Source organism: Parashewanella sp. 2304DJ23-3 (assembly GCF_056591695.1).
The window spans coordinates 291,061-314,752 of sequence record NZ_JBWQOH010000004.1 but is presented as its reverse complement, the minus strand read 5'-3'; the positions used below and the strand labels follow the sequence as shown (position 1 = coordinate 314,752).

Annotated in this window: 26 protein-coding genes; 14 read left to right on the top strand and 12 right to left on the bottom strand. The window is 39.4% G+C overall.

The features are described from left to right. The first annotated feature begins 264 nt into the window (after positions 1 to 264). The gene (locus AC1EU2_RS11250; RefSeq protein WP_480298368.1) at positions 265 to 531 is read left to right on the top strand and encodes an outer membrane beta-barrel protein; all 267 of its coding nucleotides are present in this window, start codon (positions 265 to 267) and stop codon (positions 529 to 531) included. A gap of 46 nt (positions 532 to 577) precedes the next feature. Continuing rightward, positions 578 to 769, top strand: coding sequence for a hypothetical protein (locus AC1EU2_RS11245; RefSeq protein ID WP_480298367.1), 192 nt, complete (start codon positions 578 to 580; stop codon positions 767 to 769). Between the two features lie 50 nt (positions 770 to 819). Here the strand turns inward: AC1EU2_RS11245 and AC1EU2_RS11240 are convergent, their stop codons facing one another. The 6 genes from AC1EU2_RS11240 to AC1EU2_RS11215 form a co-directional block, all read right to left on the bottom strand. Next, positions 820 to 1,416 carry a response regulator transcription factor gene (locus AC1EU2_RS11240; protein ID WP_480298396.1) on the bottom strand — a complete coding sequence of 199 codons (597 nt, stop codon included), beginning with the start codon at positions 1,414 to 1,416 and terminating at the stop codon, positions 820 to 822. Next, positions 1,412 to 2,500, bottom strand: a complete 1,089-nt coding sequence (locus tag AC1EU2_RS11235) for a sensor histidine kinase (RefSeq protein WP_480298366.1) — start codon at positions 2,498 to 2,500, stop codon at positions 1,412 to 1,414. Before AC1EU2_RS11235 ends, AC1EU2_RS11240 begins: the two co-directional genes overlap by 5 nt. Positions 2,501 to 2,565: 65 nt before the next feature. Then, positions 2,566 to 3,156, bottom strand: coding sequence for a DUF7010 family protein (locus tag AC1EU2_RS11230; protein WP_480298365.1), 591 nt, complete (start codon positions 3,154 to 3,156; stop codon positions 2,566 to 2,568). A 68-nt stretch (positions 3,157 to 3,224) separates the two neighbouring features. Next, positions 3,225 to 3,884: a tetratricopeptide repeat protein gene (locus tag AC1EU2_RS11225; protein ID WP_480298364.1), complete on the bottom strand. Its 660-nt coding sequence runs from the start codon at positions 3,882 to 3,884 to the stop codon at positions 3,225 to 3,227. Between the two features lie 176 nt (positions 3,885 to 4,060). Further along, complete coding sequence (locus AC1EU2_RS11220; RefSeq protein WP_480298363.1) at positions 4,061 to 4,993, bottom strand: calcium/sodium antiporter; 933 nt, start codon at positions 4,991 to 4,993, stop codon at positions 4,061 to 4,063. Positions 4,994 to 5,114: 121 nt separating this feature from the next. Beyond that, positions 5,115 to 7,682, bottom strand: a complete 2,568-nt coding sequence (locus AC1EU2_RS11215; protein WP_480298362.1) for a penicillin-binding protein 1A — start codon at positions 7,680 to 7,682, stop codon at positions 5,115 to 5,117. A 357-nt stretch (positions 7,683 to 8,039) separates the two neighbouring features. On the opposite strand from AC1EU2_RS11215, the gene AC1EU2_RS11210 reads away from it, so the two are divergent. From AC1EU2_RS11210 to AC1EU2_RS11170, 9 genes are all read left to right on the top strand, one after another. Beyond that, on the top strand, positions 8,040 to 9,119 hold the full coding sequence (locus tag AC1EU2_RS11210; RefSeq protein WP_480298395.1) for a pilus assembly protein PilM: 1,080 nt from the start codon (positions 8,040 to 8,042) through the stop codon (positions 9,117 to 9,119). Continuing rightward, on the top strand, positions 9,107 to 9,688 hold the full coding sequence (locus AC1EU2_RS11205) for a PilN domain-containing protein (RefSeq protein WP_480298361.1): 582 nt from the start codon (positions 9,107 to 9,109) through the stop codon (positions 9,686 to 9,688). Before AC1EU2_RS11210 ends, AC1EU2_RS11205 begins: the two co-directional genes overlap by 13 nt. Continuing rightward, positions 9,685 to 10,302 carry a type IV pilus inner membrane component PilO gene (locus AC1EU2_RS11200; protein ID WP_480298360.1) on the top strand — a complete coding sequence of 206 codons (618 nt, stop codon included), beginning with the start codon at positions 9,685 to 9,687 and terminating at the stop codon, positions 10,300 to 10,302. Before AC1EU2_RS11205 ends, AC1EU2_RS11200 begins: the two co-directional genes overlap by 4 nt. Then, the gene (locus tag AC1EU2_RS11195) at positions 10,302 to 10,817 is read left to right on the top strand and encodes a pilus assembly protein PilP (protein WP_480298359.1); all 516 of its coding nucleotides are present in this window, start codon (positions 10,302 to 10,304) and stop codon (positions 10,815 to 10,817) included. Before AC1EU2_RS11200 ends, AC1EU2_RS11195 begins: the two co-directional genes overlap by 1 nt. 55 nt (positions 10,818 to 10,872) lie before the next feature. Then, the gene (locus tag AC1EU2_RS11190) at positions 10,873 to 12,891 is read left to right on the top strand and encodes a type IV pilus secretin PilQ (RefSeq protein WP_480298394.1); all 2,019 of its coding nucleotides are present in this window, start codon (positions 10,873 to 10,875) and stop codon (positions 12,889 to 12,891) included. 244 nt (positions 12,892 to 13,135) lie between these two features. Continuing rightward, the gene (aroK, locus tag AC1EU2_RS11185; protein ID WP_129945654.1) at positions 13,136 to 13,651 is read left to right on the top strand and encodes a shikimate kinase AroK; all 516 of its coding nucleotides are present in this window, start codon (positions 13,136 to 13,138) and stop codon (positions 13,649 to 13,651) included. A 19-nt stretch (positions 13,652 to 13,670) separates the two neighbouring features. Further along, entirely contained in the window at positions 13,671 to 14,756 is a 1,086-nt protein-coding gene (gene aroB / locus AC1EU2_RS11180) for a 3-dehydroquinate synthase (protein WP_480298358.1), read from the top strand. Positions 14,757 to 14,786: 30 nt separating this feature from the next. Further along, complete coding sequence (locus AC1EU2_RS11175) at positions 14,787 to 16,283, top strand: AAA family ATPase (protein WP_480298357.1); 1,497 nt, start codon at positions 14,787 to 14,789, stop codon at positions 16,281 to 16,283. 51 nt (positions 16,284 to 16,334) lie between these two features. Beyond that, entirely contained in the window at positions 16,335 to 17,174 is an 840-nt protein-coding gene (locus AC1EU2_RS11170) for a Dam family site-specific DNA-(adenine-N6)-methyltransferase (RefSeq protein WP_480298356.1), read from the top strand. A gap of 4 nt (positions 17,175 to 17,178) precedes the next feature. On the opposite strand, the gene AC1EU2_RS11165 is transcribed toward AC1EU2_RS11170, so the two are convergent. Beyond that, positions 17,179 to 17,367 carry a DUF2970 domain-containing protein gene (locus AC1EU2_RS11165; RefSeq protein WP_480298355.1) on the bottom strand — a complete coding sequence of 63 codons (189 nt, stop codon included), beginning with the start codon at positions 17,365 to 17,367 and terminating at the stop codon, positions 17,179 to 17,181. Positions 17,368 to 17,370: 3 nt separating this feature from the next. After that, positions 17,371 to 17,739: a hypothetical protein gene (locus AC1EU2_RS11160; protein ID WP_480298354.1), complete on the bottom strand. Its 369-nt coding sequence runs from the start codon at positions 17,737 to 17,739 to the stop codon at positions 17,371 to 17,373. A 190-nt stretch (positions 17,740 to 17,929) separates the two neighbouring features. Here AC1EU2_RS11160 and rpe point away from each other — a divergent pair, with 190 nt between their 5' ends. The 3 genes from rpe to trpS are packed head-to-tail and all read left to right on the top strand — an operon-like array spanning position 17,930 to position 20,297. Beyond that, positions 17,930 to 18,604 carry a ribulose-phosphate 3-epimerase gene (gene rpe, locus AC1EU2_RS11155; protein ID WP_480298353.1) on the top strand — a complete coding sequence of 225 codons (675 nt, stop codon included), beginning with the start codon at positions 17,930 to 17,932 and terminating at the stop codon, positions 18,602 to 18,604. After that, on the top strand, positions 18,601 to 19,278 hold the full coding sequence (locus tag AC1EU2_RS11150) for a phosphoglycolate phosphatase (protein ID WP_480298393.1): 678 nt from the start codon (positions 18,601 to 18,603) through the stop codon (positions 19,276 to 19,278). The genes rpe and AC1EU2_RS11150 overlap by 4 nt, the downstream gene beginning before the upstream one ends. A 20-nt stretch (positions 19,279 to 19,298) precedes the next feature. After that, positions 19,299 to 20,297 (top strand): tryptophan--tRNA ligase, encoded by a 999-nt coding sequence (trpS, locus tag AC1EU2_RS11145; RefSeq protein WP_129945640.1) that lies wholly within the window; start codon positions 19,299 to 19,301, stop codon positions 20,295 to 20,297. A 174-nt stretch (positions 20,298 to 20,471) separates the two neighbouring features. Here trpS and AC1EU2_RS11140 read toward each other — a convergent pair whose 3' ends face one another. The 4 genes from AC1EU2_RS11140 to AC1EU2_RS11125 all read right to left on the bottom strand — a co-directional run bounded on the left by AC1EU2_RS11140 (position 20,472) and on the right by AC1EU2_RS11125 (position 23,674). After that, a complete protein-coding gene (locus AC1EU2_RS11140; RefSeq protein WP_480298352.1) occupies positions 20,472 to 20,798 on the bottom strand; it encodes a hypothetical protein in 327 nt (108 codons plus the stop codon). A 109-nt stretch (positions 20,799 to 20,907) separates the two neighbouring features. Next, positions 20,908 to 22,413, bottom strand: coding sequence for an ankyrin repeat domain-containing protein (locus tag AC1EU2_RS11135; protein ID WP_480298351.1), 1,506 nt, complete (start codon positions 22,411 to 22,413; stop codon positions 20,908 to 20,910). 98 nt (positions 22,414 to 22,511) lie between these two features. Next, positions 22,512 to 23,087: a division/outer membrane stress-associated lipid-binding lipoprotein gene (gene dolP, locus AC1EU2_RS11130; RefSeq protein WP_480298350.1), complete on the bottom strand. Its 576-nt coding sequence runs from the start codon at positions 23,085 to 23,087 to the stop codon at positions 22,512 to 22,514. Then, positions 23,084 to 23,674, bottom strand: coding sequence for a phosphoheptose isomerase (locus tag AC1EU2_RS11125; protein WP_129945635.1), 591 nt, complete (start codon positions 23,672 to 23,674; stop codon positions 23,084 to 23,086). Before AC1EU2_RS11125 ends, dolP begins: the two co-directional genes overlap by 4 nt. Between the last annotated feature and the right edge of the window lie 18 nt (positions 23,675 to 23,692).

Genomic DNA, 23,692 nt, shown 5'->3' with positions numbered 1-23,692 from the left:
CAGGATTGAATTTTGTGCTATTTTAGCGCTTACCTGTTCAAGACGTGAGCAGTGAAGCTTAGTCATCTAAGTGAGCTGGTCACAACACAGAACAGTGAACGCTAAAAAGCATCGAAGACAGCGCAAATTGGTCATTTCTACTGCGTTATCGCTTGTTTATTTGGAATAACCAAACCGCACAAGCGCTGCCTTGCATAAAATAACCAATTTATCGCTGCAAAAACAATCACGAAAGATCAACAGACCCTAGTTTTAGCTGGCGCATTGGCTGCGTTTTCAACTTCTTCAATGGCCGAGCAGTATGTCAGCGGTGGTCTTGTTTTTGGTAAAATAGATACTGACGTTGATATTACGTGGCTGGATCATCAGTATTCAAAAAGCTTCTCTCAAACCTCAATCAATGGTTCATACGGCTACATGTTTAATGAATATGTTGGTGTAGAAGGGAAATTTAATTTAGGTCTTTCTGGCGACGATGATTTAAAGGCAGACAGCACTGTTGGTGCATATTTGAAAGCCGGTACCTTTTAACGATACTTTTGAAATGTATGCTTTGCTCGGGTATGCAACTACAAGTATGTCCTTTAGTGATGCAGACGGCTCTGAAAATGGCTTTTCTTATGGTTTAGAAGCCCTTGTAAACATTAATGATAGTTGGAGCGTTGGTGCAAACTATATGTCTTACTATTCTACGTCAGAAAAAGATGATGGCGTAAATGTAGACGCTGATTATAACGGTTTTGGTTTATTTGCTCGTTATAGCTTCTAATTTACCGTTAACTTTAAAGCTCTTGTTTGCTCAACAAGAGCTTTTTTGATCTATAACCATCCCTTTTGTTGGGCGATCCTCGCTGCATCAATTCTATTACTGGCATTAAGTTTACTTATAGCCTCGGATAAATAGTTTCTTACCGTTCCCTCTGCAATAAATAATGTGCTGGCAATGTCAGAGGTTGATTTGCCCTCTGAAGCTAACCGTAATGCCCGTCTTTCTTTATCATTGAGTGGATCTTTATCACCAATCGCCATCATGGCCAATTCAGGATCGATGATCCTTTTACCGCTCATGACAGACGTAATGGCATCGATAAGCTGCTCTGATGGGGCATCTTTGAGTAAAAAACCACTGACATTACATTCCATCGCACGTTTGATATACCCAGCTCGACTAAAAGTAGTCACGATAACGACTTTGGTTGCTGGTTGATTTTCTACTATCCATTGTGCGAGCTCAATGCCAGTGACTTTTGGCATTTCAATGTCACTCAGCAATAGGTCAAACTGTTGTTGTTTTAATAATGCTAGAGCCTGTTCACCATTCTCTGCCTCAGTAATATGGCAATGCCCGCTTAAGGTTAATAATGCGCTTAATGCACCACGTACCATTGCTTGATCTTCTGCTAATAAAATTTTAATCATTATTTTTGTCCTTTAGTGGCAGTTGAATAGTGAAACTCAATTCTGGTGATAGTTGGTAATCAAATTGGCCATCTATATCGACCAATCGTTCTTGAATTCCTTTTAATCCATTACCTTCTTTTATCGTTGATAATGATTGATTTTCGGTAATTGAAATAATGGTTAAGTCATTCATTTGTTCAAATTTGAATTTACACTCAGTTGCCTTGCTGTACTTGAGCATGTTGTTCGTTAATTCGGTGAGGATTAAACATACATGGCTCTCTTGTCGTGCGGACATATTCGTCGGCAAATCTCCCATTAATTCAACGGATAACTCTTTTTCACGAAGTCGTTGGCAGAGTTCAGTAACCGTGGTTTCTAGACCTTTATGTTTATAGTTTGATACTGTTTTTCTGAGTAAAGATAGATTCTGTCGTGAAATATCAGCCAATTCATCAAGGTGCCTTTGTGCAAGTTCATATTGTTGACCATCAATGAGTTTGCTGGCTAATTCTGCTTTTAATGTAATTGAGGATAGACTGTGTCCCATAAGATCGTGCAAGTCTCTTGCAATGCGCTCACGCTCTACAATCGTGGCCAGTGTTTTTATTTCCTCATTACTCTGCTTTTTCATCTTCAGCTTTTCTTGTTGGAGGCGATTGGAAATACCAATGGCACCAATGCCAAGGGTTAATACTCCCCCCCACGCTGCGAATGAAAAGTTCGGAAATAAAATCCAGTTTAATAAGCCAATAGTGATAATTTGGAATGCCCAAATCCATGCTGAGCGTTTAAGAGGGAAATGAAAGCCTGCATAAAAAGCGACGTAAGCAAAAAAAGACAGTGACCCTGCATTTACTGGTGTGATAATCACAGCCAAGGCAAACATTAAACCGAGAGGTACGATAGCTTGCGTTGAATTACAGCGAAAAAGCTTGAAATATAACGGTAAAAATAATCCCAATGCAATAAAACTCCAAACGAGATCGAGTTTAGACATTGGTGCGATAAACATCGGCAAAAAATAGAAGATAAGATTAATCAGATAGACCCAAGCAAGCTTATCTTCAGATAAAAATTTAGAATTACTTTTCTTCATTGTATGTCCTTATTTTTATAGTTTTTTACCATGAGAATTGAGATGTGTCATTAAGCAATTTTTGTCTAATGAGATGTTGTAACTACATTATATGGCTCATTGAAACGATTAAATTGTTTCCAACGAAGCTCTAAAATAGGAATCGTGATGAGATAACTAAAAACAATAATAGCTGGAATAACCGTAAAACTGTGCTCAGGCGCAACATACCATGCGACTACGATGAGAAGTGTTCTAGTGATGCCATGAAATAAGCCAACCCAATGCTGGATTGACCAAGAGAAAGGAATCCACATTAAACCAGTGAGTACTCCTACAGTTAAAGGAATGGAGCGGTGATCAATCTGTGCAAAAGGAATGGCAATCGCAAATATCATAAAACACATCACTACAACCATAAGAAATAACTGATCAAACGGGTTTTTAGGCTCTTTTCTTCCGAGTAAATCTTCACCGGTAAACTTGCTAAGAATGACGCCTAAATAGAAGATTGAGCCAGTACATACCCAAGTTAAATACGGCTTAGATTCAGGAAACAGGTAACTTCCAATAGCAATAATAAGCCAAGCAATCGTCCCCGATAAGGGCATGGCCAAAAAGCGCTTTTGTTTAAAATTATGGCGATGTTGCTCAAGTGTCAATTCAGAATTATTCATTAGCCTTTCCTTATTATGATTCCATTGATGCCAGATGACTCATCGGAGTCATCTGACATCCTCATGCATTAATATTGACCGAGTAAGCCTTTCGCCCAACCATTGTTAGGGTTTACTTCGAGCGCTTTTGTCCAGTCTTGATGAGCAGTGGCTTGGTTGCCTAATCTCTGCTTAGCGAGTCCACGCCATACGTAGGCTTCAGAATTTCCCCAACAAATCTCAGAGCATGGCTGGGTGAAGTCATTCAGAGCTTCATTGATGTATTCAATGGCTTTTTGAGGTTTGTGAAAGTTTGAAATGCCTTGAACCAGTTTTACTCGAGGGTTATTTGGTTCAAGGGCTAGGGCGTGTTCTAGAGCTTGCCCTGACTTACGTCCTAAGCTTGCAGACAGGTCGTTGTCGATATAGACCTTCATACCATACACCACTGATAGTAGAGCGTAGTTTTCTGCATTAGCTTGATATTGGTTCAGTTGCTCTAAAGTATCAGCAGCATTTGAAAGTGCTTGTTGAGCTTTTTTCGTATTCCCTGCCAGATTTGCTGCGACACCTAGGCGGTAATTTGCATACGCATTGGCGTAGTCAGATGTTTCAGTTACCAGTTGTTGCAGCTTTTGTGTATTCAGGGTGTCAATTGCGCTGTCAGTCGCTTTTATTGCTTCTTCAGTCGTAAGAGCGAATACCGATGATGAAAGAAATACGCTTGCTGAAATTATGAGTGTTTTCATGGTTACAATCCTTGTGGCTAATAATCAAAATTAAGTGTCGAGTGAGATTATCGAGCGAGTACAAGGAAGTTGTTAGGCACAAAGGTCATGAATATTCAGTGACATTTGTCATTGATAGAAATTATAAGCATAAAAAAGGGAGCTTTAAGCTCCCTTCTATCATTCCAAGAAAGAGTTTAGAAAACCGCTTCATTGACGAGATACGATGTATAACTAATATAGATGAGTAGTAGAACTAAACCTTCACGGCGGCTAACTCGCATGCCGGTATAGGCAAATGGCAGCATTAATAATGATAGGCCTAACATTACGGCAAGATCTGCGAACTCTAATCCATCAGCAGAGATTGGGTGAATAGTTGCTGTGATACCCAAAACAGCTAAAATATTAAATAAGTTAGAACCAACTACACCACCGATTGCAATATCACTTTCGCCTTTGAGGGCTGCAATAGCAGAGGTTGCAAGTTCAGGCATACTGGTGCCAATTGCGACGACTGTTAGACCTATAATGACTTCATTGATACCAAATAAGCGGGCTAAATCAACAGCTCCATCAACAAAAATAATGCCACCACCAATCAGCATAACTAGGCCAAGAATAATCAATAAGATGGATAAAGAAGGATGTGCCTTACTGGTTTCAATTTCTTCAACTTGCCCCGTCTTTTTAGAATCATAATAGCTATAGCCTAAATAGCTGATTAATAATGTGACCAGCACACAACCATCAATGATATCTAATTCACCATCAAGTAATAGTCCCCAAAACAGAAGAGTGACGGTGATCATTAATGGAATATCACGTTTTACAATTTGTGACTGAACATTAATAGGGCGAATTAATGCGGTAATACCTAGAATTAAACCAACATTGGCAATATTTGAGCCAATAACATTACCAATCGCAATACCACTATTACCATCAAGTGCTGCTTCTAAACTTACCGCTAATTCAGGGGCGCTGGTACCAAAGGCTACGATAGTGAGACCAATGACCAGAGGCGCTATACCTAAACGTAATGCAATCGTACTGGCACCACGCACTAATGCTTCAGCACCTAACGTTAAAATTAGAAATCCGCCAACGATGGATAAAAAAATGAGCATAATATTGTTTTATTTATCTGATTCGATATTTCGGGTAAGGATAAGTGTTTTTCTGTCAAAATGACAGTTTATGTCGAAAAAAAGCACCGCTTTAAAGCGGTGCTTTATAAGGTTTTAAACTTTACTGGAATAAGTCGCTTTCTTTGCTGTTGTCGATAAAGATGTTGCTTTCATCATTTTTGTCGGTGGCGTATTCAGTAGGTTCAGTGCCTTTTATAAAATACTCAAAGCGAGAGGTGTAGTCGGTTTTTTTGGTTAATTTACCGGTTTCTCGATCGATTCTTACTGAAATAATACCTGCTGGTGGGGTGATATTATTTTCTGGCACGCCTTTGAGTGCCTGCTTCATAAACTCGTTCCATGCAGGGCCTGCTGTTTTCGCACCGGATTCAGCACCAAATGTCTGTCCTCGCCCTTCATTATTGTTGTAAGAGGTTCTGCCTAACTCTCGGGAGTGGTCATCAAAACCAACCCAAACTGTTGATACTAAATCAGAATTAAAACCACTAAACCACGTATCACGGGATTCGTTTGTCGTTCCTGTTTTACCCGCTAAGTCTTTGCGTTTCAAGCTTTGAGCACGCCAAGCTGTTCCGTTCCAACCAGTTCCTTTGCCCCAGTTTCCGCCACCCGTAATTGTGCTGTTTAAAGCGCTGCGAATTAAAAAGGCGATTTGTTTTGAGATGATGGGTGTTGCGTAGCCATGAGGCCCAAGAGTGTTGCTACAGCTATGGTTGTCTTTTTCTTCATGAGAAGGGACTTCAATACCTTGCTCTTCGGACAATGCTGCAAGCGTTTCAGCCCATTTATCATCAGCCTCAGGCTGAGCTACTGGTTTATCACAAGCAAGTAATGGTGTTGCTTGTTCAACCATTTGCTCACTTGAATCAGTGATCTTATTAATGAAGTAAGGTTTAACGAGGTAACCACCATTGGCAAATGTACTGAATGCCGTGACCACTTGCATAGGGGTTACTGATGGAGAACCTAGGGCGATAGATTCGTTTTTTGGTAATTCGTCTGGAGAAAAGCCGAAATCCATCAAACGATTACGAGTGGCTGTAAGCCCTGCCATTCGAAGTGCTCTAACAGCCATAACGTTGATTGATTTCGCTAGGCCAACACGGAGTCGAGTAGGTCCACCATAAACATCTGGTGAATTTTTAGGTCTCCAAGCAATACCTTGACGAGTATCTGGCTCGTTGATCGGTGCATTATTAATTAACGTCGCAAGTGTATAACCTTTTTCTAATGCAGCAGTATAGATAAATGGCTTAATATTTGAACCAAGCTGGCGTTGAGCCTGAGTCACACGGTTATATTGACTTTGGCTAAATGAATAACCTCCAACAAGTGCTTTAACAGCACCATCATGAGGGGTCAGGGTGACAATTGCACTTGATACCTGTGGGACTTGAGCCAGTAGCCATTGCTCTCCCACTTTACGTATCCAAATTTGCTGGCCAGCACTTAAAATATCACTGGCTAATTTAGGCGCAGAACCCTGTTTTGTATCAGAAATATACGCTCTCGCCCATTTGATGGCGTCCCAACTTAAAGTATGTGTTTCATTTGAGCGAGATACAACCTCAACAGTTTGGTCACCAACATATAATACGGCAGCAGGAATCAGATCCTGGATAGGTTTAATTTTTCTTAATTGCGTAATGATCTGTTCATGAGTCCAAGCAGATGCATCTTCTTTGGTTGTATCCCAAAGAATGGCTTGAGGGCCACGATAACCATGACGCATATCATAAGCGTACACATTGTCTCTCAGTGAAGACTGAGCTTCTAATTGTAATTTTGATGATATGGTTGTATAGACGTTATACCCACCGGTATAGGCTTGTTCTTCACCATATTTATTGATCATATAATCCCTTGCCATTTCAGAAATGTAAGGAGCATAAAGATCAATTTCAGCACCGTGGTAAGATGCCGTATTCGGTGCTTGAATGGCTTGTTGATATTGTTGCTTTGAAATATAACCCACATCTTCCATTCTCAGAAGAACGATATTTCGTCTCGCAATTGCTCGTGTCGGAGAAGTAATGGGATTTAATGTTGATGGTGCTTTTGGTAAACCAGCTATAACAGCCATTTCTGGGAGAGTAAGTTCATTGACACTTTTCCCATAATAAACTTGGGCAGCAGCACCAACACCATAAGCTCTTTGTCCAAGGTAAATTCGATTGACATAAAGTTCTAAAATTTCGTTTTTAGTCAGAAGCTGCTCTATGTGGTAAGAAATAAAAATTTCTTTAACTTTACGAATAATGGTTTTATCACGAGTTAAGAAGAAATTACGAGCAACTTGCATGGTAATGGTACTCGCACCTTGCTTTTTTTGGCCTGTTGAAGCCCAAACTAACGCAGAACGTACGACACCAATTGGATCAATACCACCATGCTCATAAAAGCGAGCATCTTCGGTTGCGATAAATGCTTCAAGCAAGGGTTTAGGAATGTCTTCAATGTTCAGTGGAATTCTTCGCTTCTCACCAAATTGTGAAATGAGTTTACCGTCACTACTGTAAATCCTTAAAGGAGTTTGCAGTTGAACGGTTTTAAGGGTTGCTACATCAGGTAAATCCGGAAGTACATACAAATACGCACCGCCGATGCCAGCGACACCAAGCAAACATAGGCTTATAAATAAAATTCCTAATCGCTTTAACCACTTCACTTATTATATTTTCCCTACTCACTTTTAAGTGGGACTAGTATAGCGGTTATTCTATTAAATGTGGATGGATGAAATTGATTGATTTTATTATCTAAATTCATTCCAATGAAGGCACAGTTAAAGTTAGCTATTAACATAATATTTACTTACAATGGACTGTTTTTTGCTCATAAAGTGAATAATAAACCAAATTTTTGTTTCTATAAATTACTGAAAGAATACTTATTTAACACGTAAAAAGGTTGAGAAGTTTATTATTAAGTGCATAATTATTGAACATTTATTTGATTTTAATATAACTATTTTTTAATTCTGTTAATCTATTTGTGAAATAAGTTAAAAAAGTGGTATTGGATGATGCTCGGAAATTTATGGACAAAGTCAGCACCGCAAATGGTGGGCATAGATATTGGCTCACATGAAGTTAAAGCGGTACTACTGAGTAAACACACGGATGGTTTTAAAATTGTAAACCACATTTCAGTCCCCCTCAGAAAGGGAGCTGTTGTTGATCACGATATTCGTGAACAAGAAGCAGTTTCAGAAGCATTATCAATTGTAAAAAGGCGTCTTCCAAAATCGGTTAAGTATGCATCAGCTTCGGTTTCCGGATCTGCTGTGATGACAAAAGTGATTTATATGGATGCTTCACTGAGTGAAGAGGACATGGAGTCACAGATTGAAATCGAAGCCGATACCTTAATTCCATATTCACTTGATGAAGTCAGCATTGATTTTGAAACATTAAATGTGAACTCAGCCGATCCAAGTAAAGTTGACGTGTTACTTAGTGCATGTCGAACAGAAAATATCGATGCCAAAATCGATGCGTTAGATCAAGTTGACCTTGAAGCAAAAGTAATTGATGTAGAAGGCTACGCACTAGGGCGCTCGTTCGAATTGATCGTCGATCAGTTACCTGAGGGAGCGTCAGATAAAGTAGTTGCGATGATTGATATTGGCGCAAACATTTTAACTTTTGCTGCTGTTGAAAAAGGTGAAACAACGTTTATTCGTGAGCAAACCTTTGGCGGAGAACAATTTACTCAATCAATCCAGTCATTTTATGGCATGTCTAATGAAGATGCTGAAAAAGCAAAAGTGACGGGTGAACTTCCTAGAGACTATATGTTTGAAGTTCTGTCCCCTTTCCAAACTCAATTACTGCAGCAAATTAAACGTACGCTACAGATTTACTGTACTTCCAGCGGCAAAGATAATGTTGATTATATTGTACTCTCAGGTGGAACTGCTCGGCTCGAAGGCATTGCTAATGTCATCATGAGTGAATTAGGTACTCAGACCATAATTGCAAATCCATTTAAAGGTTGTCTAACTGCGGACGATAAAGATACTGAGGTACTGCAAAATAACATAGGGAAGTACATGGTTGCGTTTGGCCTAGCATTAAGGAGTTATGCACAATGGCGAACATAAACTTACTGCCTTGGCGTGAAGAGGCTAGGGAAAAAAGGAAAAGGGACTATACCGGAGTTTTAGCTCTGGTATTTATTGTTTCTTGCCTCGTCGTTTATGCTGCCCTTGGGTTCATCGACATGCTCAAAAACGAGCAACGTCAACGCAATGCCTATCTCACTTCAGAAATATCATTATTAGAAAGTCAGATTAAAGAGATTCGTTCAATCACTGAGCGCAAAAAAGATATCGAGCGTCGTACTGACATCATTCTTGATCTTCAGCAATCTCGAAATTTACCAACTCATGTTTTAGATGAGTTAGTTCGAGTCGTTCCTGCAGGAATATACTTTTCTAATATTGAAAAACAGGATGGTATACTTTTTGTTGAAGGATTGAGTGAATCGAATAACCATGTAACCAATATGATGAGAAGGATTGAGTCTTCTGAGTGGCTTGGTGATTCCACACCACAGCAGGTAAAAGTAGGGGAGAACAACTCTCGACTTCTGCAAAAGTTTACGATGCAGATCAGCATTATGAGTGCCGCTAAAGATCAAAACGAAAATAATAAAGAGGTCAAAAAATGAAATTAGATCTCGAACAATTCAATGACTTAGATTTTGAAAATATAGGTGCTTGGCCAAGACAAGTTAAAGTTGTCTTTGCGGTGATCTTAGCCATTTTAGTTTTTATTGGGAGCTATTTTTTCTTTATCTCTGACGAATTAAATGCATTAGACAGGATGCAAAGCAAAGAAACGCAGTTAAGAAATGATTTTAAACTGAAGTATCAAATGGCTGCAAATTTAAAGCTTTACCGTGAGCAGTTAAGCGAGATGGAAGGGCAATTCTCCGAATTACTCAAAATGTTACCTTCAAAAAACGAAATGCCTGGGTTGTTAGATGATCTCACTTTCGTAGCGACGGATGCAGGTTTAAGAATCAACAGTTTAAATTGGGAAGACCCTGTTCAAAAAGATTTCTACGTCGAGCTGCCAATTAAAATTTCGGTGGTGGGTGATTATCACGAAATTGGTAATATGATCAGTAATATTGCCAAGTTACCTCGTATTGTGAGTTTGCATGACTTTTCGGTTAAAAAAGAAAAGTCTGGGTTACTCCAAATGGAGATTTTCGCAAAAACATACCGTTTTAAAGAAGTTGGAGACAGTGTTTCAAATAAAAAGAAGGGGAAAGGCTAATGCGAGTATTAATAGCTATTTTCCTATTATTTGGGCTCACGGCATGCAGTAATGATCGTTCAGACTTAGAACTTTTTGTCACAACAACAAAAGCTCAACATGTGGCTCATATCCCCCCTTTAAAAGAGGCCCCGAAGTTTGAGCATTATGCCTATCAAGCTGAATTGATACGTAGTCCTTTTGTTCCTCCTTCTAGAGAGCTAACTGAAGAAGTTATCGAGCCCAAGAAAAATTGTTTACAACCCGATTTGAAAAGACGTAAAAGCCGCTTGGAAACATACGCACTCGATAATTTAAAAATGCGCGGCACAATTGCTCAAAACAATAAAGTTTGGGCACTGGTAGAAACTACTGACGGCAGTGTTTATCGGGTTGGCAAGGGTCAGTATTTAGGTTTATACCATGGCAAAGTAACAAGTGTTGCTGAGAACAAAATAGAAATAATTGAATTGGTTCCTGATGGTTCAGGCTGCTGGACTAAAAGAATGAGTAGCATGGAATTAACAGGAAATTAAGAGCATGGATAGAAGAATAATGGAATTTTCAATCATCAAACATATTCGTTTTAAAATGATAAGGGCAGTGAACTTTGCACTTGTACTTTTATCATTTATTGTATTTGCTCCGTCTGCATACAGTGCTAATAAACTACTTGATATTAAATATCATGCTGTTGTTGATCATCAACTTGAAGTTGAATTTATTTTTGAAAATGACATCACTGTACCATTAGTCGATGCAAGTGCGAATCCTGCTCAACTGACGATTTCTTTTGCTGACAGTATATCTTCGGTCAATAAGTCAGAATTCAACATTGAAAAAGTTGGTGTAATTGATTTATCTCTAAATCAAAAAGAGACTACGTTAAATACAATCATCAGTTTAGACAAAATTAGGCCTTATCAAGCAAGAGTAATTGGTAACCGTTATCGATTAACAATCAATGACTCCATTAAACAAGAGTCATCTAACTCGGCGTCTTCATACATTAACAATATTAAAAATATTGATTTCAAGCGTTCACAGACGGGTGGCAGTGAACTGATTGTTGAGTTAAATAACAGTTCAATCGCCTTTAATGTTGAGCAAGTTGGTGCAAAGTTAGAACTTAAGTTCTACAACACCGAGATTGGTGAAGATTTATTGTACATTGTCGATGTTAATGACTTTGATACTCCAATCAAAAGCTTCGAGACATTTAGAGAAGATCTTACCAGCAGAATCTTAGTTGATGTTTCTGGAACGTATAAATACACCTATAACCAAGATGGTAATCAAATAAGGTTACTCGTCGATGAAGAAGAACCTGAAGTAATAGAAAAAAAAGAAAAAGTCTACACTGGGAAAAAATTTACCTTAAACTTCCAAAACATTTCTGTAAGAGCCGTGCTTCAGATTATTGCTGATCAAAACAACTTTAACTTAGTGGTTAGCGATACTGTTGAAGGTGATATTACCATCCGCTTAGACAGCGTACCTTGGGATCAAGCACTGGACTTGATTCTGAGACAAAAGGGGCTAGGTAAGCGTCTCGAAGGCAATGTCTTGATGGTTGCTCCTGCAGAAGAAATGGCAATTAGAGAAAGTAATGAGTTAAAGAATAAAAAAGAAGTAGAGGAGCTTGCCCCTCTTTATTCTGAGTATATTCAAATCAACTATGCAAAAGCAGAAGATCTCGCTAATTTGTTCAAAAGTGATGATTCAAGCCTGCTATCTAAACGTGGCACTGTTGCTGTTGATACAAGAACAAACACTCTACTTGTAAAAGATACCGCTGAAACAATCGAAAATGTGGCTCGCTTAGTCAAAATTCTTGATATTCCGATTAAACAAGTTTTAATTGAAGCTAGAGTTGTGACAGTTCGAGATAATATTGCTGAGGATCTTGGTGTTCGTTGGGGCTTCACTAATCGAGATGGTGACAGTGGAACTACAGGTCGCTTAGATGGCTTATCGAATGTATCTAATGGTGTTGTACCGCCAATAGGTGACAGACTGAATGTCAATCTACCTGCACCTTCTGACGTTAGCCCAACATCGATAGCATTCAGGGTAGCTGACTTTGCTGATGGCACTTTACTTGACTTGGAATTGAGTGCTTTAGAAAAAGAAGATAAAGCTGAGATTGTAGCAAGTCCACGCTTGTTAACTTCAAACCAAACTGCTGGTTATATTTCACAAGGTGTTGAAATTCCGTATGTACAGGCTGCATCAAGTGGTGCAACAACGGTAACCTTTAAACCTGCGGTTCTATCTTTAAAGGTAACGCCACAGATTACGCCTGATAACCGCATCATCTTAGATTTGGAAATCACTCAAGACTCTCGTGGTGAAAACGTACAAACGCCAACAGGTACAGCCGTCTCGATTGATACCCAGCGAATCGGTACTCAAGCGTTAGTAAAAAATGGCGAAACTATCGTATTAGGTGGTATTTTCCAGCAGCAAGTTATCGATAATGTCAATAAAGTACCGTTATTAGGTGATATTCCATATTTAGGCTACTTTTTTAGAAATTCACAGAAAAAAAATGAGCGTCGTGAATTATTAATTTTTGTAACACCAAAAATTGTTACTGAAGAATTATAAAAGTCTATAATTTACATAGAGCTAAGCCAGAGATTAGTCTCTGGCTTTTTGTTTATGGGACACCTGAAAGTGAAAAACTCAGAGACAAATCGTATTTTAATCGCTTTGATGACTTGCCATTTGCACAAGGAAACTGAGATAATCCCGAATCAAGTCTCATTAGAAGAGCAAGGTAAGATATAGGTCGATTTCCAATTGTAAATCGATATAGGCAAACACTTCATAAGATTCAGACGTATAAAAAATGGCTGAAAAACGTAATATTTTTCTGATTGGCCCAATGGGCGCAGGTAAGAGCACAATAGGTCGCCATTTGGCGCAGATGCTTCATTTAGAATTCCACGACTCCGACCAAGAGATTGAAAAGCGCACAGGTGCTGACATTGCTTGGGTATTTGATGTAGAAGGCGAAGACGGCTTCCGTAAGCGTGAAACAACTGTTATTTCTGATTTATCAGAAATGCAGGGCATTGTATTGGCTACCGGTGGTGGTTCAATTCAAAGCAAAGAGATCCGTAACTATTTATCGGCTCGGGGTTTTGTTGTATATCTTGAAACCACGATTGATAAGCAAGTTGCGCGTACTCAACGTGATAAGCGCCGTCCTCTTTTACAAGTTGATGACCCAAGACACGTTCTTGAGACTTTAGCTGAATCTCGTAATCCACTTTACGAAGAAATTGCTGACGTTGTTGTTAAGACTGACGATCAGAGTGCTAAAGTTGTTGCAAACCAAATTATTGAGAAATTAGGTTTTTAATTTCGGGACGTTTTAAAGTATGGAAACCATTGAGGTTAATTTAGGTAAACGCAGTTATAGCATCTATATTCATCAAGGCTTCCTTACTGAACCCTCCACTCTAAATAGCGAGACTTGGTCTCGCTATTTTCATAAAAAACGCTTGTTGATTGTCAGCAATGACACGGTTGCTCTGCTTTATATAGAGCAAGTTAAGGCTTTCTTTAAGCCTGCGTCATCGATTGATTCAGTGATACTGCCTGACGGTGAACAATATAAAACACTTGAGTATCTCAACCATGTCTTCGATAAACTCTTGCAGGATAACTACGGTCGAGATTGCGTTCTCATCGCATTAGGTGGCGGTGTTGTTGGCGATATGACGGGCTTCGCAGCGTCCTGTTATCAACGTGGTGTTGATTTTATTCAAGTACCCACAACGTTACTGGCGCAAGTTGATTCGTCTGTTGGCGGCAAAACTGCAGTAAATCACGTTTTAGGTAAGAACATGCTTGGCGCATTTCATCAGCCTCAAGCTGTGTTTATTGATACTGAATTTCTCAAATCATTACCAACAAGAGAATTTAATGCCGGTATGGCGGAAGTCATTAAATATGGCATTATTTGGGACATCGAGTTTTTTGAATGGCTTGAACAAAATATCGAGCCATTAAAGCAGCTTGAGCCCGCAGCTTTAATTTACGCCATTTCTCGATGCTGTGAAATAAAAGCTGATGTTGTTGCTCAGGATGAAACTGAACGTGGTTGCCGAGCCCTATTAAATTTAGGGCATACTTTCGGTCATGCTATCGAAGCAGAAATGGGTTATGGAAATTGGCTTCATGGTGAGGCTGTTGCTGCTGGAATGGTGCTTGCTGCTGAAACATCGCAACAATTAGGTTGGGTCAGTATTGAAACCGTTCAACGAATCTCTCGATTGATTTCTGCATTCGAATTACCACTTTCGAAACCAGAAGCTATGTCCGCAGATGCGTTTATAAAGCATATGCAGCGAGATAAAAAAGTACTCGATCAAAAAATTCGATTAGTTTTACCAACTCAGATTGGTGAAGCTGTTGTGACATCGGAAGTAAGTCATCAACAGTTAATCGATGTACTAAGCTAGATATATCTCATTTATCGAGAACTCAGGGAAATGACAGAGCCTTTATTGCTACCATCGCAAGAATCACTTGTTGAACGCTTAACTCATAACATCAGTTATGCAGAACAATTGCAGCTCGTTTGTGGTGCAGAAGGCTCAGGTAAATCATTTTTACTGAGATTTCTTAATCGAACGATAAGTGAAGAGCTTTCTGTATTTCTCTCTTGTCCATTACATGCGGATGATGCTGAAATAAGGCGCAAAATCTTATTACCATTACTTGCTGAGCCGGTTTTTGATGATGAAACGTCTCTCACCGATTCGTTAGCCGACTTTGCATCGACACTGAAAAAGCCAATTGTCATTGTTATTGATGATGCTGAGCGATTATCAAATGCATTATGGGCGGAGTTAATTGGCCTGAGTCAATTATCGGTTTCAGGGCAGTTTGTGAGTGTGATTGCTTCAGTCACAGCAGAGTTTGAAGCTCAGCTAAACGAGGCGTTACCAGAGTCTTATCAGGCTTTAATGAGCTCGCTTTATATCGAAACATTAAGCCAGCAAGAGCAAGATGCCCTTTATTACTCGTTGCTTAGCCAAAGTGACGGTTTTGAAAATCACTTAATAGCGAAACCTGATTTTAAGCAAGGCAAGGTGTATCCAAAAGATATTGTTGCGGTATTTGTAAAATCAGCGAATGAACATAATGAAGAAGTAAGCAAGAGAGCGCTTAACATTCGTTTGATTGCTGTCGGTGTTTTATTGATTACGATGGCCTCTCTGGCTTGGATATATCAACAACCGCTTTTGAAAGCAGTTGGGTACAGTGATGATGCAGTTCCTACCTCTGAAGAGACAACAAAACTCCCTCAAACTTTTATTGATTTACCAGTGAAAGACGCTGCTCTAGTCTTCAACGAATTTGAGGATGGCATCACCGCTGACAAAGAAGGCATTAAGACTGATCAGCTGGTACAAGTGGATGTAGTGGGGCAAGTTACGAGTGCTCAAGCAACCTCGCAGCAACCAGAACGACTCGATCAAGTAACTGCTGAAATGTCAGATAAATTCTTAAAGCAAAAGCCCGTTGAATCTAACGATAATCAACAGCCGGAACTTGCTCAAGTTCAGCAAGCAGAAAACAATGTCGAACCTTCTAGTCAAATATTTGAGGATGAAGTTTCTAAAGTTCAGCCTAATCAAGATATTGCTACTACAGTGGAACCTGTAACAGAGCCGCTTGAGTTAGACACTCCGGAGGTCAAAGCGCCAAACCCAGAGAGTTACACTCTTCAAATTGCCACGGTCAGTAAACAGAGATCTTTGAATAATCTACTTAAACAACTTTCTCCGTACTCTGATGTCAGAATAGCCAAACAAAAAAAACGTTGGGTTGTCGTAGTTGGTGAATTTGAGAATTACCAATTAGCGCAAACATTTGAAGCGAAATTAGCTAAAGAAACTGATCTTCCAAAACCATGGATACGCAAGTGGAAAGCCTTAATTAAACTTGAATTGCAAAATCCGAATAAGAGTAGTGAAAATTAGTTTGTATCAACGTACAATTCTTTTTTGTCTTGCTTCACACTGATCCAGTTCATGAATAAGAAAAATAGAGCCTTTTTAAAATGGGCTGGTGGTAAATTCAAACTTGTTGATACATTGAAAACTTATCTTCCTGATGGAGATAGGTTAGTTGAGCCATTTGTTGGCGCAGGCAGTGTTTTTCTGAATACGCATTATTCAAAATACTTATTGTGCGATATTAATCAAGATTTGATAAATCTGTATAAAATCATTCAAAAGCAACCCGAGCTTTACATCAAAGAGTCACGTAAGTTATTTTGCGAAAAGATGAATGCAAAAGAAGCTTATTACGACATTCGCACTCAGTTTAATGCAACAAAAGATCCCTTCGAGCGCAGCATTTACTTTTTGTATATGAACCGTCATGGTTTTAATGGGCTTTGTCGCTATAACCGCAAGGGCGGATTTAATGTTCCTTTTGGCTCTTACAAAAAACCATATTTTCCAGAAATTGAGCTTAATGCCTTTTCTGAAAAAGCCCAAGACGCTGAGTTTAAATGTATTGGCTACGAAAAAGCATTCGAGCAAGCAAAAAGTGGTGATGTAATTTACTGCGACCCTCCATATGCGCCACTTTCGACTACGGCGAGTTTTACTACTTACGTAGGTGCTGGTTTTACGCTTGACGATCAGGCGTTACTTGCGAGAGTTTCACGGCATGTTGCCCGTGATAAAAATATTCCTGTTGTCATCAGTAATCATGATATTCCACTGACGCGTGAACTTTACCATGGTGCACGTTTAGGAAAGATCCAGGTACAACGCAACATCAGTCAGAAAGGCAATGGCAGAAAAAAAGTCGATGAATTGATAGCTCTTTACGATAAAGACTACCATTTTGATGATGAGTAGAAACCTAGCTCGTTACTTGGCTCACAATAAAAACCAATCCTAAAACCAATAAAATTGCCATTACGATGCCCATGACAATGAAGGGAATGGGAGATTCATTCTCACTAAAATCACGATGTCGATTTTTGTCTGATTGAACACCAAAAAAAGCGGCTAATGTGCTGGTAAATAATTGCCAAACTTGTGTGAACATAAATTACTCCGGTGTAATGTCATTGGCATTAGGTTTATCAAAATTGCCACTACGTTTACCGTGAAGTAGTTCAAATAAATCGAAAAAATGAAATTGACTTGAGCCACTTTTCCCTGTTAGCCAAGTACCCCAATTGAGTTCTTTTGTTTGAGACGCACAGCGGTTTTGAGGGTGACTCGCAGGTAACATTGAGTCATAAGTAACGTTTGCACTGCAGGCACAGGCTTGGGTTGCTTCTGAATTCGATAAAGTATTGCTGGTTAAAGTTGCAATAACACTTACCGCTAATGTGCTGGCCAAAATTGTGGTTTTAGACGTGAAACGGGAGGCGCTATTCCGTAGCTGTTGCGAGTTTTTCCATAAATTTTTCATGTCTTACCCTCGATTCCCAATGTACTAATGACGTTTAATTATAACAAATTCGTTTGGATTTTAAACAGAATCTTTAGTTTCAATTTCAATTCGATAAAACACTTTTTTAAATTAATGAGATATCACAACTAGAGCTAAAACCAACAGAGGAGTAAACTACTCAAAAATAATCTAATTGTGTGAGAATGATATGCGTCCATTTCTGATTGCTCCATCCATTTTATCTGCTGATTTTGCTCGCTTAGGTGAAGAAGTTGACAACGTGATTGCCTCAGGCGCTGACGTGGTTCATTTCGATGTCATGGATAACCACTATGTGCCGAATTTAACGATTGGCCCATTGGTTTGTAAAGCGTTACGTGATCATGGTGTAAAAGCAGATATTGATGTGCATTTAATGGTGAAGCCAGTTGATCGTATTATTCCTGATTTTGTCGATGCAGGCGCATCTATTATAACCTTTCATCCAGAAGCATCAGAGCACATCGATCGCAGTCTGCAATTGATAAAAAATGCGGGCTGTAAAGCGGGATTAGTATTTAACCCAGCTACATCACTGCATTATCTCGATCATGTGATGGACAAGCTTGATGTCATTCTACTGATGTCAGTAAACCCAGGCTTCGGTGGTCAATCATTTATTCCGTCGACATTAGATAAATTACGTGAAGTACGTCGCCGTATTGACGAAAGTGGCTACGATATTCGCTTAGAGATCGATGGTGGTGTTAAGGTCGATAACATTGCAGAAATCGCAGAAGCTGGAGCAGATATGTTCGTGGCTGGCTCTGCCATTTTCGGTAAGCCAGATTATAAAGCCGTGATTGATGAAATGCGCAGTGAGCTTGCAAAGGTTGACGCATAATGAGCCGATTCAAAGCCATTGCTTTTGATCTTGATGGAACGCTGGTAGACAGCGTTCCTGACATTCATGCCAGCGTAAATGATATGTTGCTTGAATTGCATCAGCCAGCAGTTTCGCAAGAAATAGTGCGCAGTTGGGTCGGGAATGGCGCGCAAAAGTTGGTTGAACGTGCCCTAGTTAATGCTAATGACACACAACCAACCGTTGAAGAGCTCAGTTCAAGCCTTGAACGGTTTATGCATCATTATGGTCTTCATTTAAACAAGCACAGCGCTTTATATGAAAACGTAAAAAGCACGTTAGAGTCGTTGAAAAAACAGGGCTATCGTTTAGCCATTGTCACTAATAAGCCCTATCGTTTTGTGCCAGATATGCTTGAGTCTTATGGCATTGATGTCTGTTTTGAACTGGTATTAGGTGGTGACAGTTTAGAAAAATGCAAACCTGATCCTCTGCCGTTAAATCACATTATTTCTGAATGGAATTTAGAAAAATCACAACTTTTAATGGTTGGTGATTCTAAAAATGACATTTTTGCAGCGAAATCGGCTGGAGTTGCATCAATTGGCTTGACCTACGGCTATAACTACGGCGAAGATATTGGACTTTGCGGCCCAGACGCCGTTTTTGACCAGTTTAGTGACATTTTAACTTGGGTAAATGCCCAATCTTGATTCAAGGAGCAATAAAGCAGATGACTAAGCCCATCGTACTCAGCGGCGCACAGCCTTCAGGTGAACTGACCATAGGTAATTATATGGGCGCACTACGCCAGTGGGTGGCAATGCAAGACAGTCATGACTGCCTTTATTGTGTTGTAGATCTCCATGCGATTACGGTTAGACAGGATCCTGAAGCATTACGTACTGCTTGCTTAGATACCTTAGCGTTATATCTTGCGTGTGGTGTTGACCCAAAGAAGAGTACGGTATTCATTCAGTCTCATGTGCCACAGCACACTCAACTTGGTTGGGCATTGAACTGTTACACCCAAATGGGTGAGTTGAATCGTATGACTCAGTTCAAAGATAAATCGCAAAAACATGCGAACAACATCAACGTGGGATTGTTCGGTTACCCAGTATTGATGGCCGCAGATATCTTACTTTATCAAGCGAATGAGATTCCAGTAGGGCAAGATCAAAAGCAACATCTTGAATTGACACGTGATATTGCAACTCGTTTCAATAATGCATATGGTGAAACCTTTGTCGTACCTGAGCCATTTATTCCTACGCATGGTGCTAAGGTGATGTCACTGCAAGACCCGACTAAGAAGATGTCTAAGTCTGATGATAATCGTAACAATGTCATTGCCTTACTAGAAGATCCTAAAAAGATCCTTAAGAAGATCAAAAAGGCCGTTACCGATTCAGATGAGCCGCCAAGAATTAAATTTGATGTTGAAAATAAGCCGGGTGTTTCTAACTTATTAAGTTTAATGTCAGGTGCTACAGGGCGTTCAATTGAAGAGCTTGAAAAAGAGTTCGAAGGTAAGATGTACGGCCACCTAAAAGTTGCAACAGGTGAAGCTGTGGTTGCAATGTTAGAGCCTCTACAAGAGCGTTATCGTGAAATACGTGCTGACCAAGCTTATCTTGATAAAGTGATGAAAGAGGGCGCTGAAAAAGCTAAAGCTCGTGCAGAACAAACCATTAAATCAGTGTATGAAAAAATTGGTTTATTAGTTTAATTTTTGATTTCAGGCACTATAAAAAATCCGACTTAAAGGTCGGATTTTTTGCTCATCTTCTAAAGTCGATTTCCCATCAGTTTCGCCTAAACTCAAGCTGGTCATTTCATTTCATCTTTGCTTGTAGATTTGGTTGAAAGATTGACCGTTGGGTTCGGCGAAGTTCGATTTTATTTATCTTTTGAGGGCACGGGAGGTATGTCTGCGCCATTTTGAGACTTCATTTTGTTTATTTAAATGCGCAAGTTGATATGGAGTATTACCATTTTTATCTGGTACATTTATACAGGCTGTAACGACTTCTGTAGGGAGTGTTTTAAGCACATTTAAATAACCTCTTTTAGCTGCAACATGAATAATACTTTGATCTGCATTTTTAAAATTTCTAAAACTCTGAAGTAAGCCCTCAGGTATACAGTTAATTAATAACAGCATAGCTTCTTCACTGGATTTTTCTGCCACATTAAAAAGTAAAAAAATTAGAGTAAACTCTATAGCCATCAACTACACACTTTGAGTTTCCACTTGCTGAAACCAACCGATTACCCTATTTAAACTTGAATCTGATAATAAAATCTTTATATGTTTTATCACATCTATTGCATTTAATTTATGTTTCACTCGTTTGTGATTGAGGTCGACTTTTCGCTTCTTCTGTGATCACTTGGATATCTTTTAGTTCGTATTGTTCCGTTGCTCCCTCAGCTTGGAGTTTCATGTTTTCATTAAACTCACAGCTCTCAGTAGGGTTGTTAAGCTTGATAATATAGTCTTTAACTCTTTGGCACTTACAATTCGTTGCAAGAGAGACCAAAGTTTCACCACGGATATTTGTTCTTGAAGATTGCAAGTCACTTACGATGCATCTGTGAATATTTGGATATTTTAAAATACTAGGATCTACTCCTTTACGGACGAGAATGAATGCAACTGAGTCACCGTCATTATTCGTATCATTAGGAAAAACAAATTCTAGTGGCAATTTTTTGCATGCAGCCGTAAGCCTGATGCCATCAGCGTGCTTAAGTAGAATGTTCATTGATTGAGATATCGGTGGTTCTGATTCGACTCCTCCGCTGACTTCTGGTGGTAACCCAGCTAATAGCTCTCCAAGGATAAGTTGCCATTCACCCTTAGCTACATGTTTTAATGCCTCTGTCGCAACTTCAGCAGGGATGTGTTTATCTGTAATACAATCAGTAAAAACCTTTAAACAATCTATCTTTAGCTCAGGTGTAATTCTCTCAGTGACGATCTGTTTCATTAAATCACTTAATTTATATTGCAGATTTGCATCGACGCCATCTTTAACGACTTGAGCAAGTAACATATGAAGAATATCTGCCTTGCCATGGACACACGCCATTTCAAGTGGTGACTTATGTTTATCATTAATGGTTTTTAGAGGGGTGGCACCTGCCGCTATTAATTTTTCTACAGCAATCTTATTATTACAAGCAACGGCTAACTGTAATGGGGACATATTATTTTTTAAACAATGATTAAGATTAATACCGTTTGCGAGTAGTTCATCTAATTTCTTGTCACCTTTAGATTCAATCGCTACTTCGAGTTTTACTTTACAATTTAGAGCATTTTTTAAACGCTCTAATTGTTTTTTATGAGGTGGTATTTTATCTTGAGTTTCGTATATTTTTGGGGCTGCAATATCACAATAACCTCCATCTTCGTCAAAAGAATCTTGTTCCTGCAACTGACCCTCTCTAATCACTGCTTTTATTTCTAAATCATTATCATCAGATGGAATACTGGTACTTTTGCCGTCAGGACCTTTATATTCTTGGCGCACGTAGCTTCCTAACCTTGAAAATATACTTGAATTAGAACCAGTAAATATATCAAAGAAGGACTGGGTAGATTCGAAAAAAAACTCAGTTTCACTTTTTGAGACGGTGTATTCAGCTAGCCTATACTGTTTCGTGTCTGGATGAATGAATTCGACGGTAAGTTTAGGGGCAGGACCACCAGCTAAATGAGGTTGTAGTGCTGTGTCCAATGTATCAGCAACCTTTGTAACCCAGCTGCAATTTGTTGCACCTGTTGAATTACTAAGGTAAGCATGTGCTTGGATTGGGTCAGTAACTTTTTCAGCCATAAACAAAGCGTTAACTTGATGGGAATAAACAAATTATAAGTTAGCGCTTCGCTTGGTGAGATTAAAGCTGAGTTAAAAATCGTTTATGCGGTAATAAGTTAGTCTTTTGTTAGCTCAAACACTTTGATGACTTTTCTTACACCAGAAGTGTGGCGTGCTACATCGACAGCGATATCAGCTTGGTTTTCTGCAATTAAGCCTAGTAAAAATACTTCACCATTCTCAGTTACGACTTTAATACGAGTGATATCAAGGCCATCTTGATTCAGCATACGGCCTTTGACTTTGGTCGTGATCCAGGTGTCATTGCTGCGTGTAGTGAAACCTGTTGGGCTGCCAATTCGTATTTGGTTATAAATTTTATCGCCAAGCTTTAACTCTGAAATGATCTGAATGGCTTTATCTCTGAGTTGAGAATTTGGGGATTGACCCACTACAAGAATTTTTTTGTTAACCGTAACAACTCGAATATGAGTGTGCTCTTTGATGTCTTTGTGTTTGTCGAGCTCAGCTGCAATTTTAAAATCAGCATTAGTATCATCAAGCTGAGTTTTAAGGCTGCGCTCGTCATTGAGCATGACTGCGCCACCTACAGCACCTGCAACAATCAAGCCTGCACATCCCTGAAGCATTAATAAACTGGTTAAAAGCGTGATTGTTGCAAGTTTTCTCATTGTTCGTCCTGTGGGAATAACGTCTTATCGATGTTGTCGCATAAGCAGTGAATTGCCAATAAATGCACTTCTTGAATACGCGCAGTAATACCAGATGGAACACGGATTTCAACGTCATTTGGTCCCATTAAACCTGCCATTGCACCGCCATCTTTACCGGTTAAAGCTACAATGGTCATATCACGGCTTAATGCAGCTTCCATCGCTTTAATTACGTTGCCAGAGTTACCACTGGTGGAGATGGCTAAAAGAATATCGCCTGGTTGACCTAACGCTAAAATTTGCTTTGAGAATACTTCGTCATAGCTGTAGTCGTTCGCAATAGCAGTAAGCGTTGAAGTATCTGTCGTTAATGCAATTGCAGGCAACGGCGGACGCTCGATTTCATAGCGATTTAATAATTCAGCTGAGAAATGTTGCGCATCGCCAGCACTGCCACCGTTACCACACGCTAGGATCTTGTTGCCGTTTAATAAGCAGTTCACCATCATTTGTGCAGCGTGCTCGATTGATTCTGGTAGCGCTTCCGCTGCATCGATTTTGGTTTGAATTGATTCAGTAAAACTGTCTTTAATACGGTCTAACATGGATACATCCTTAAAAAC

What these genes read in the sequence shown, in the direction of transcription:
- aroK (WP_129945654.1), top strand. Translation starts at nt 13,136, where the DNA reads ATGGCTGAAAAACGTAATATTTTTCTGATTGGCCCAATGGGCGCAGGT.
- AC1EU2_RS11190 (WP_480298394.1), top strand. Translation starts at nt 10,873, where the DNA reads ATGATAAGGGCAGTGAACTTTGCACTTGTACTTTTATCATTTATTGTA.
- AC1EU2_RS11165 (WP_480298355.1), bottom strand. Translation starts at nt 17,367, where the DNA reads ATGTTCACACAAGTTTGGCAATTATTTACCAGCACATTAGCCGCTTTT.
- AC1EU2_RS11175 (WP_480298357.1), top strand. Translation starts at nt 14,787, where the DNA reads ATGACAGAGCCTTTATTGCTACCATCGCAAGAATCACTTGTTGAACGC.
- aroB (WP_480298358.1), top strand. Translation starts at nt 13,671, where the DNA reads ATGGAAACCATTGAGGTTAATTTAGGTAAACGCAGTTATAGCATCTAT.
- AC1EU2_RS11235 (WP_480298366.1), bottom strand. Translation starts at nt 2,500, where the DNA reads ATGAAGAAAAGTAATTCTAAATTTTTATCTGAAGATAAGCTTGCTTGG.
- trpS (WP_129945640.1), top strand. Translation starts at nt 19,299, where the DNA reads ATGACTAAGCCCATCGTACTCAGCGGCGCACAGCCTTCAGGTGAACTG.
- AC1EU2_RS11230 (WP_480298365.1), bottom strand. Translation starts at nt 3,156, where the DNA reads ATGAATAATTCTGAATTGACACTTGAGCAACATCGCCATAATTTTAAA.
- AC1EU2_RS11170 (WP_480298356.1), top strand. Translation starts at nt 16,335, where the DNA reads ATGAATAAGAAAAATAGAGCCTTTTTAAAATGGGCTGGTGGTAAATTC.
- AC1EU2_RS11140 (WP_480298352.1), bottom strand. Translation starts at nt 20,798, where the DNA reads ATGGCTATAGAGTTTACTCTAATTTTTTTACTTTTTAATGTGGCAGAA.
- AC1EU2_RS11200 (WP_480298360.1), top strand. Translation starts at nt 9,685, where the DNA reads ATGAAATTAGATCTCGAACAATTCAATGACTTAGATTTTGAAAATATA.
- AC1EU2_RS11225 (WP_480298364.1), bottom strand. Translation starts at nt 3,884, where the DNA reads ATGAAAACACTCATAATTTCAGCAAGCGTATTTCTTTCATCATCGGTA.
- rpe (WP_480298353.1), top strand. Translation starts at nt 17,930, where the DNA reads ATGCGTCCATTTCTGATTGCTCCATCCATTTTATCTGCTGATTTTGCT.
- AC1EU2_RS11220 (WP_480298363.1), bottom strand. Translation starts at nt 4,993, where the DNA reads ATGCTCATTTTTTTATCCATCGTTGGCGGATTTCTAATTTTAACGTTA.
- AC1EU2_RS11245 (WP_480298367.1), top strand. Translation starts at nt 578, where the DNA reads ATGTCCTTTAGTGATGCAGACGGCTCTGAAAATGGCTTTTCTTATGGT.
- AC1EU2_RS11160 (WP_480298354.1), bottom strand. Translation starts at nt 17,739, where the DNA reads ATGAAAAATTTATGGAAAAACTCGCAACAGCTACGGAATAGCGCCTCC.
- AC1EU2_RS11195 (WP_480298359.1), top strand. Translation starts at nt 10,302, where the DNA reads ATGCGAGTATTAATAGCTATTTTCCTATTATTTGGGCTCACGGCATGC.
- AC1EU2_RS11125 (WP_129945635.1), bottom strand. Translation starts at nt 23,674, where the DNA reads ATGTTAGACCGTATTAAAGACAGTTTTACTGAATCAATTCAAACCAAA.
- AC1EU2_RS11205 (WP_480298361.1), top strand. Translation starts at nt 9,107, where the DNA reads ATGGCGAACATAAACTTACTGCCTTGGCGTGAAGAGGCTAGGGAAAAA.
- AC1EU2_RS11210 (WP_480298395.1), top strand. Translation starts at nt 8,040, where the DNA reads ATGCTCGGAAATTTATGGACAAAGTCAGCACCGCAAATGGTGGGCATA.
- AC1EU2_RS11135 (WP_480298351.1), bottom strand. Translation starts at nt 22,413, where the DNA reads ATGGCTGAAAAAGTTACTGACCCAATCCAAGCACATGCTTACCTTAGT.
- dolP (WP_480298350.1), bottom strand. Translation starts at nt 23,087, where the DNA reads ATGAGAAAACTTGCAACAATCACGCTTTTAACCAGTTTATTAATGCTT.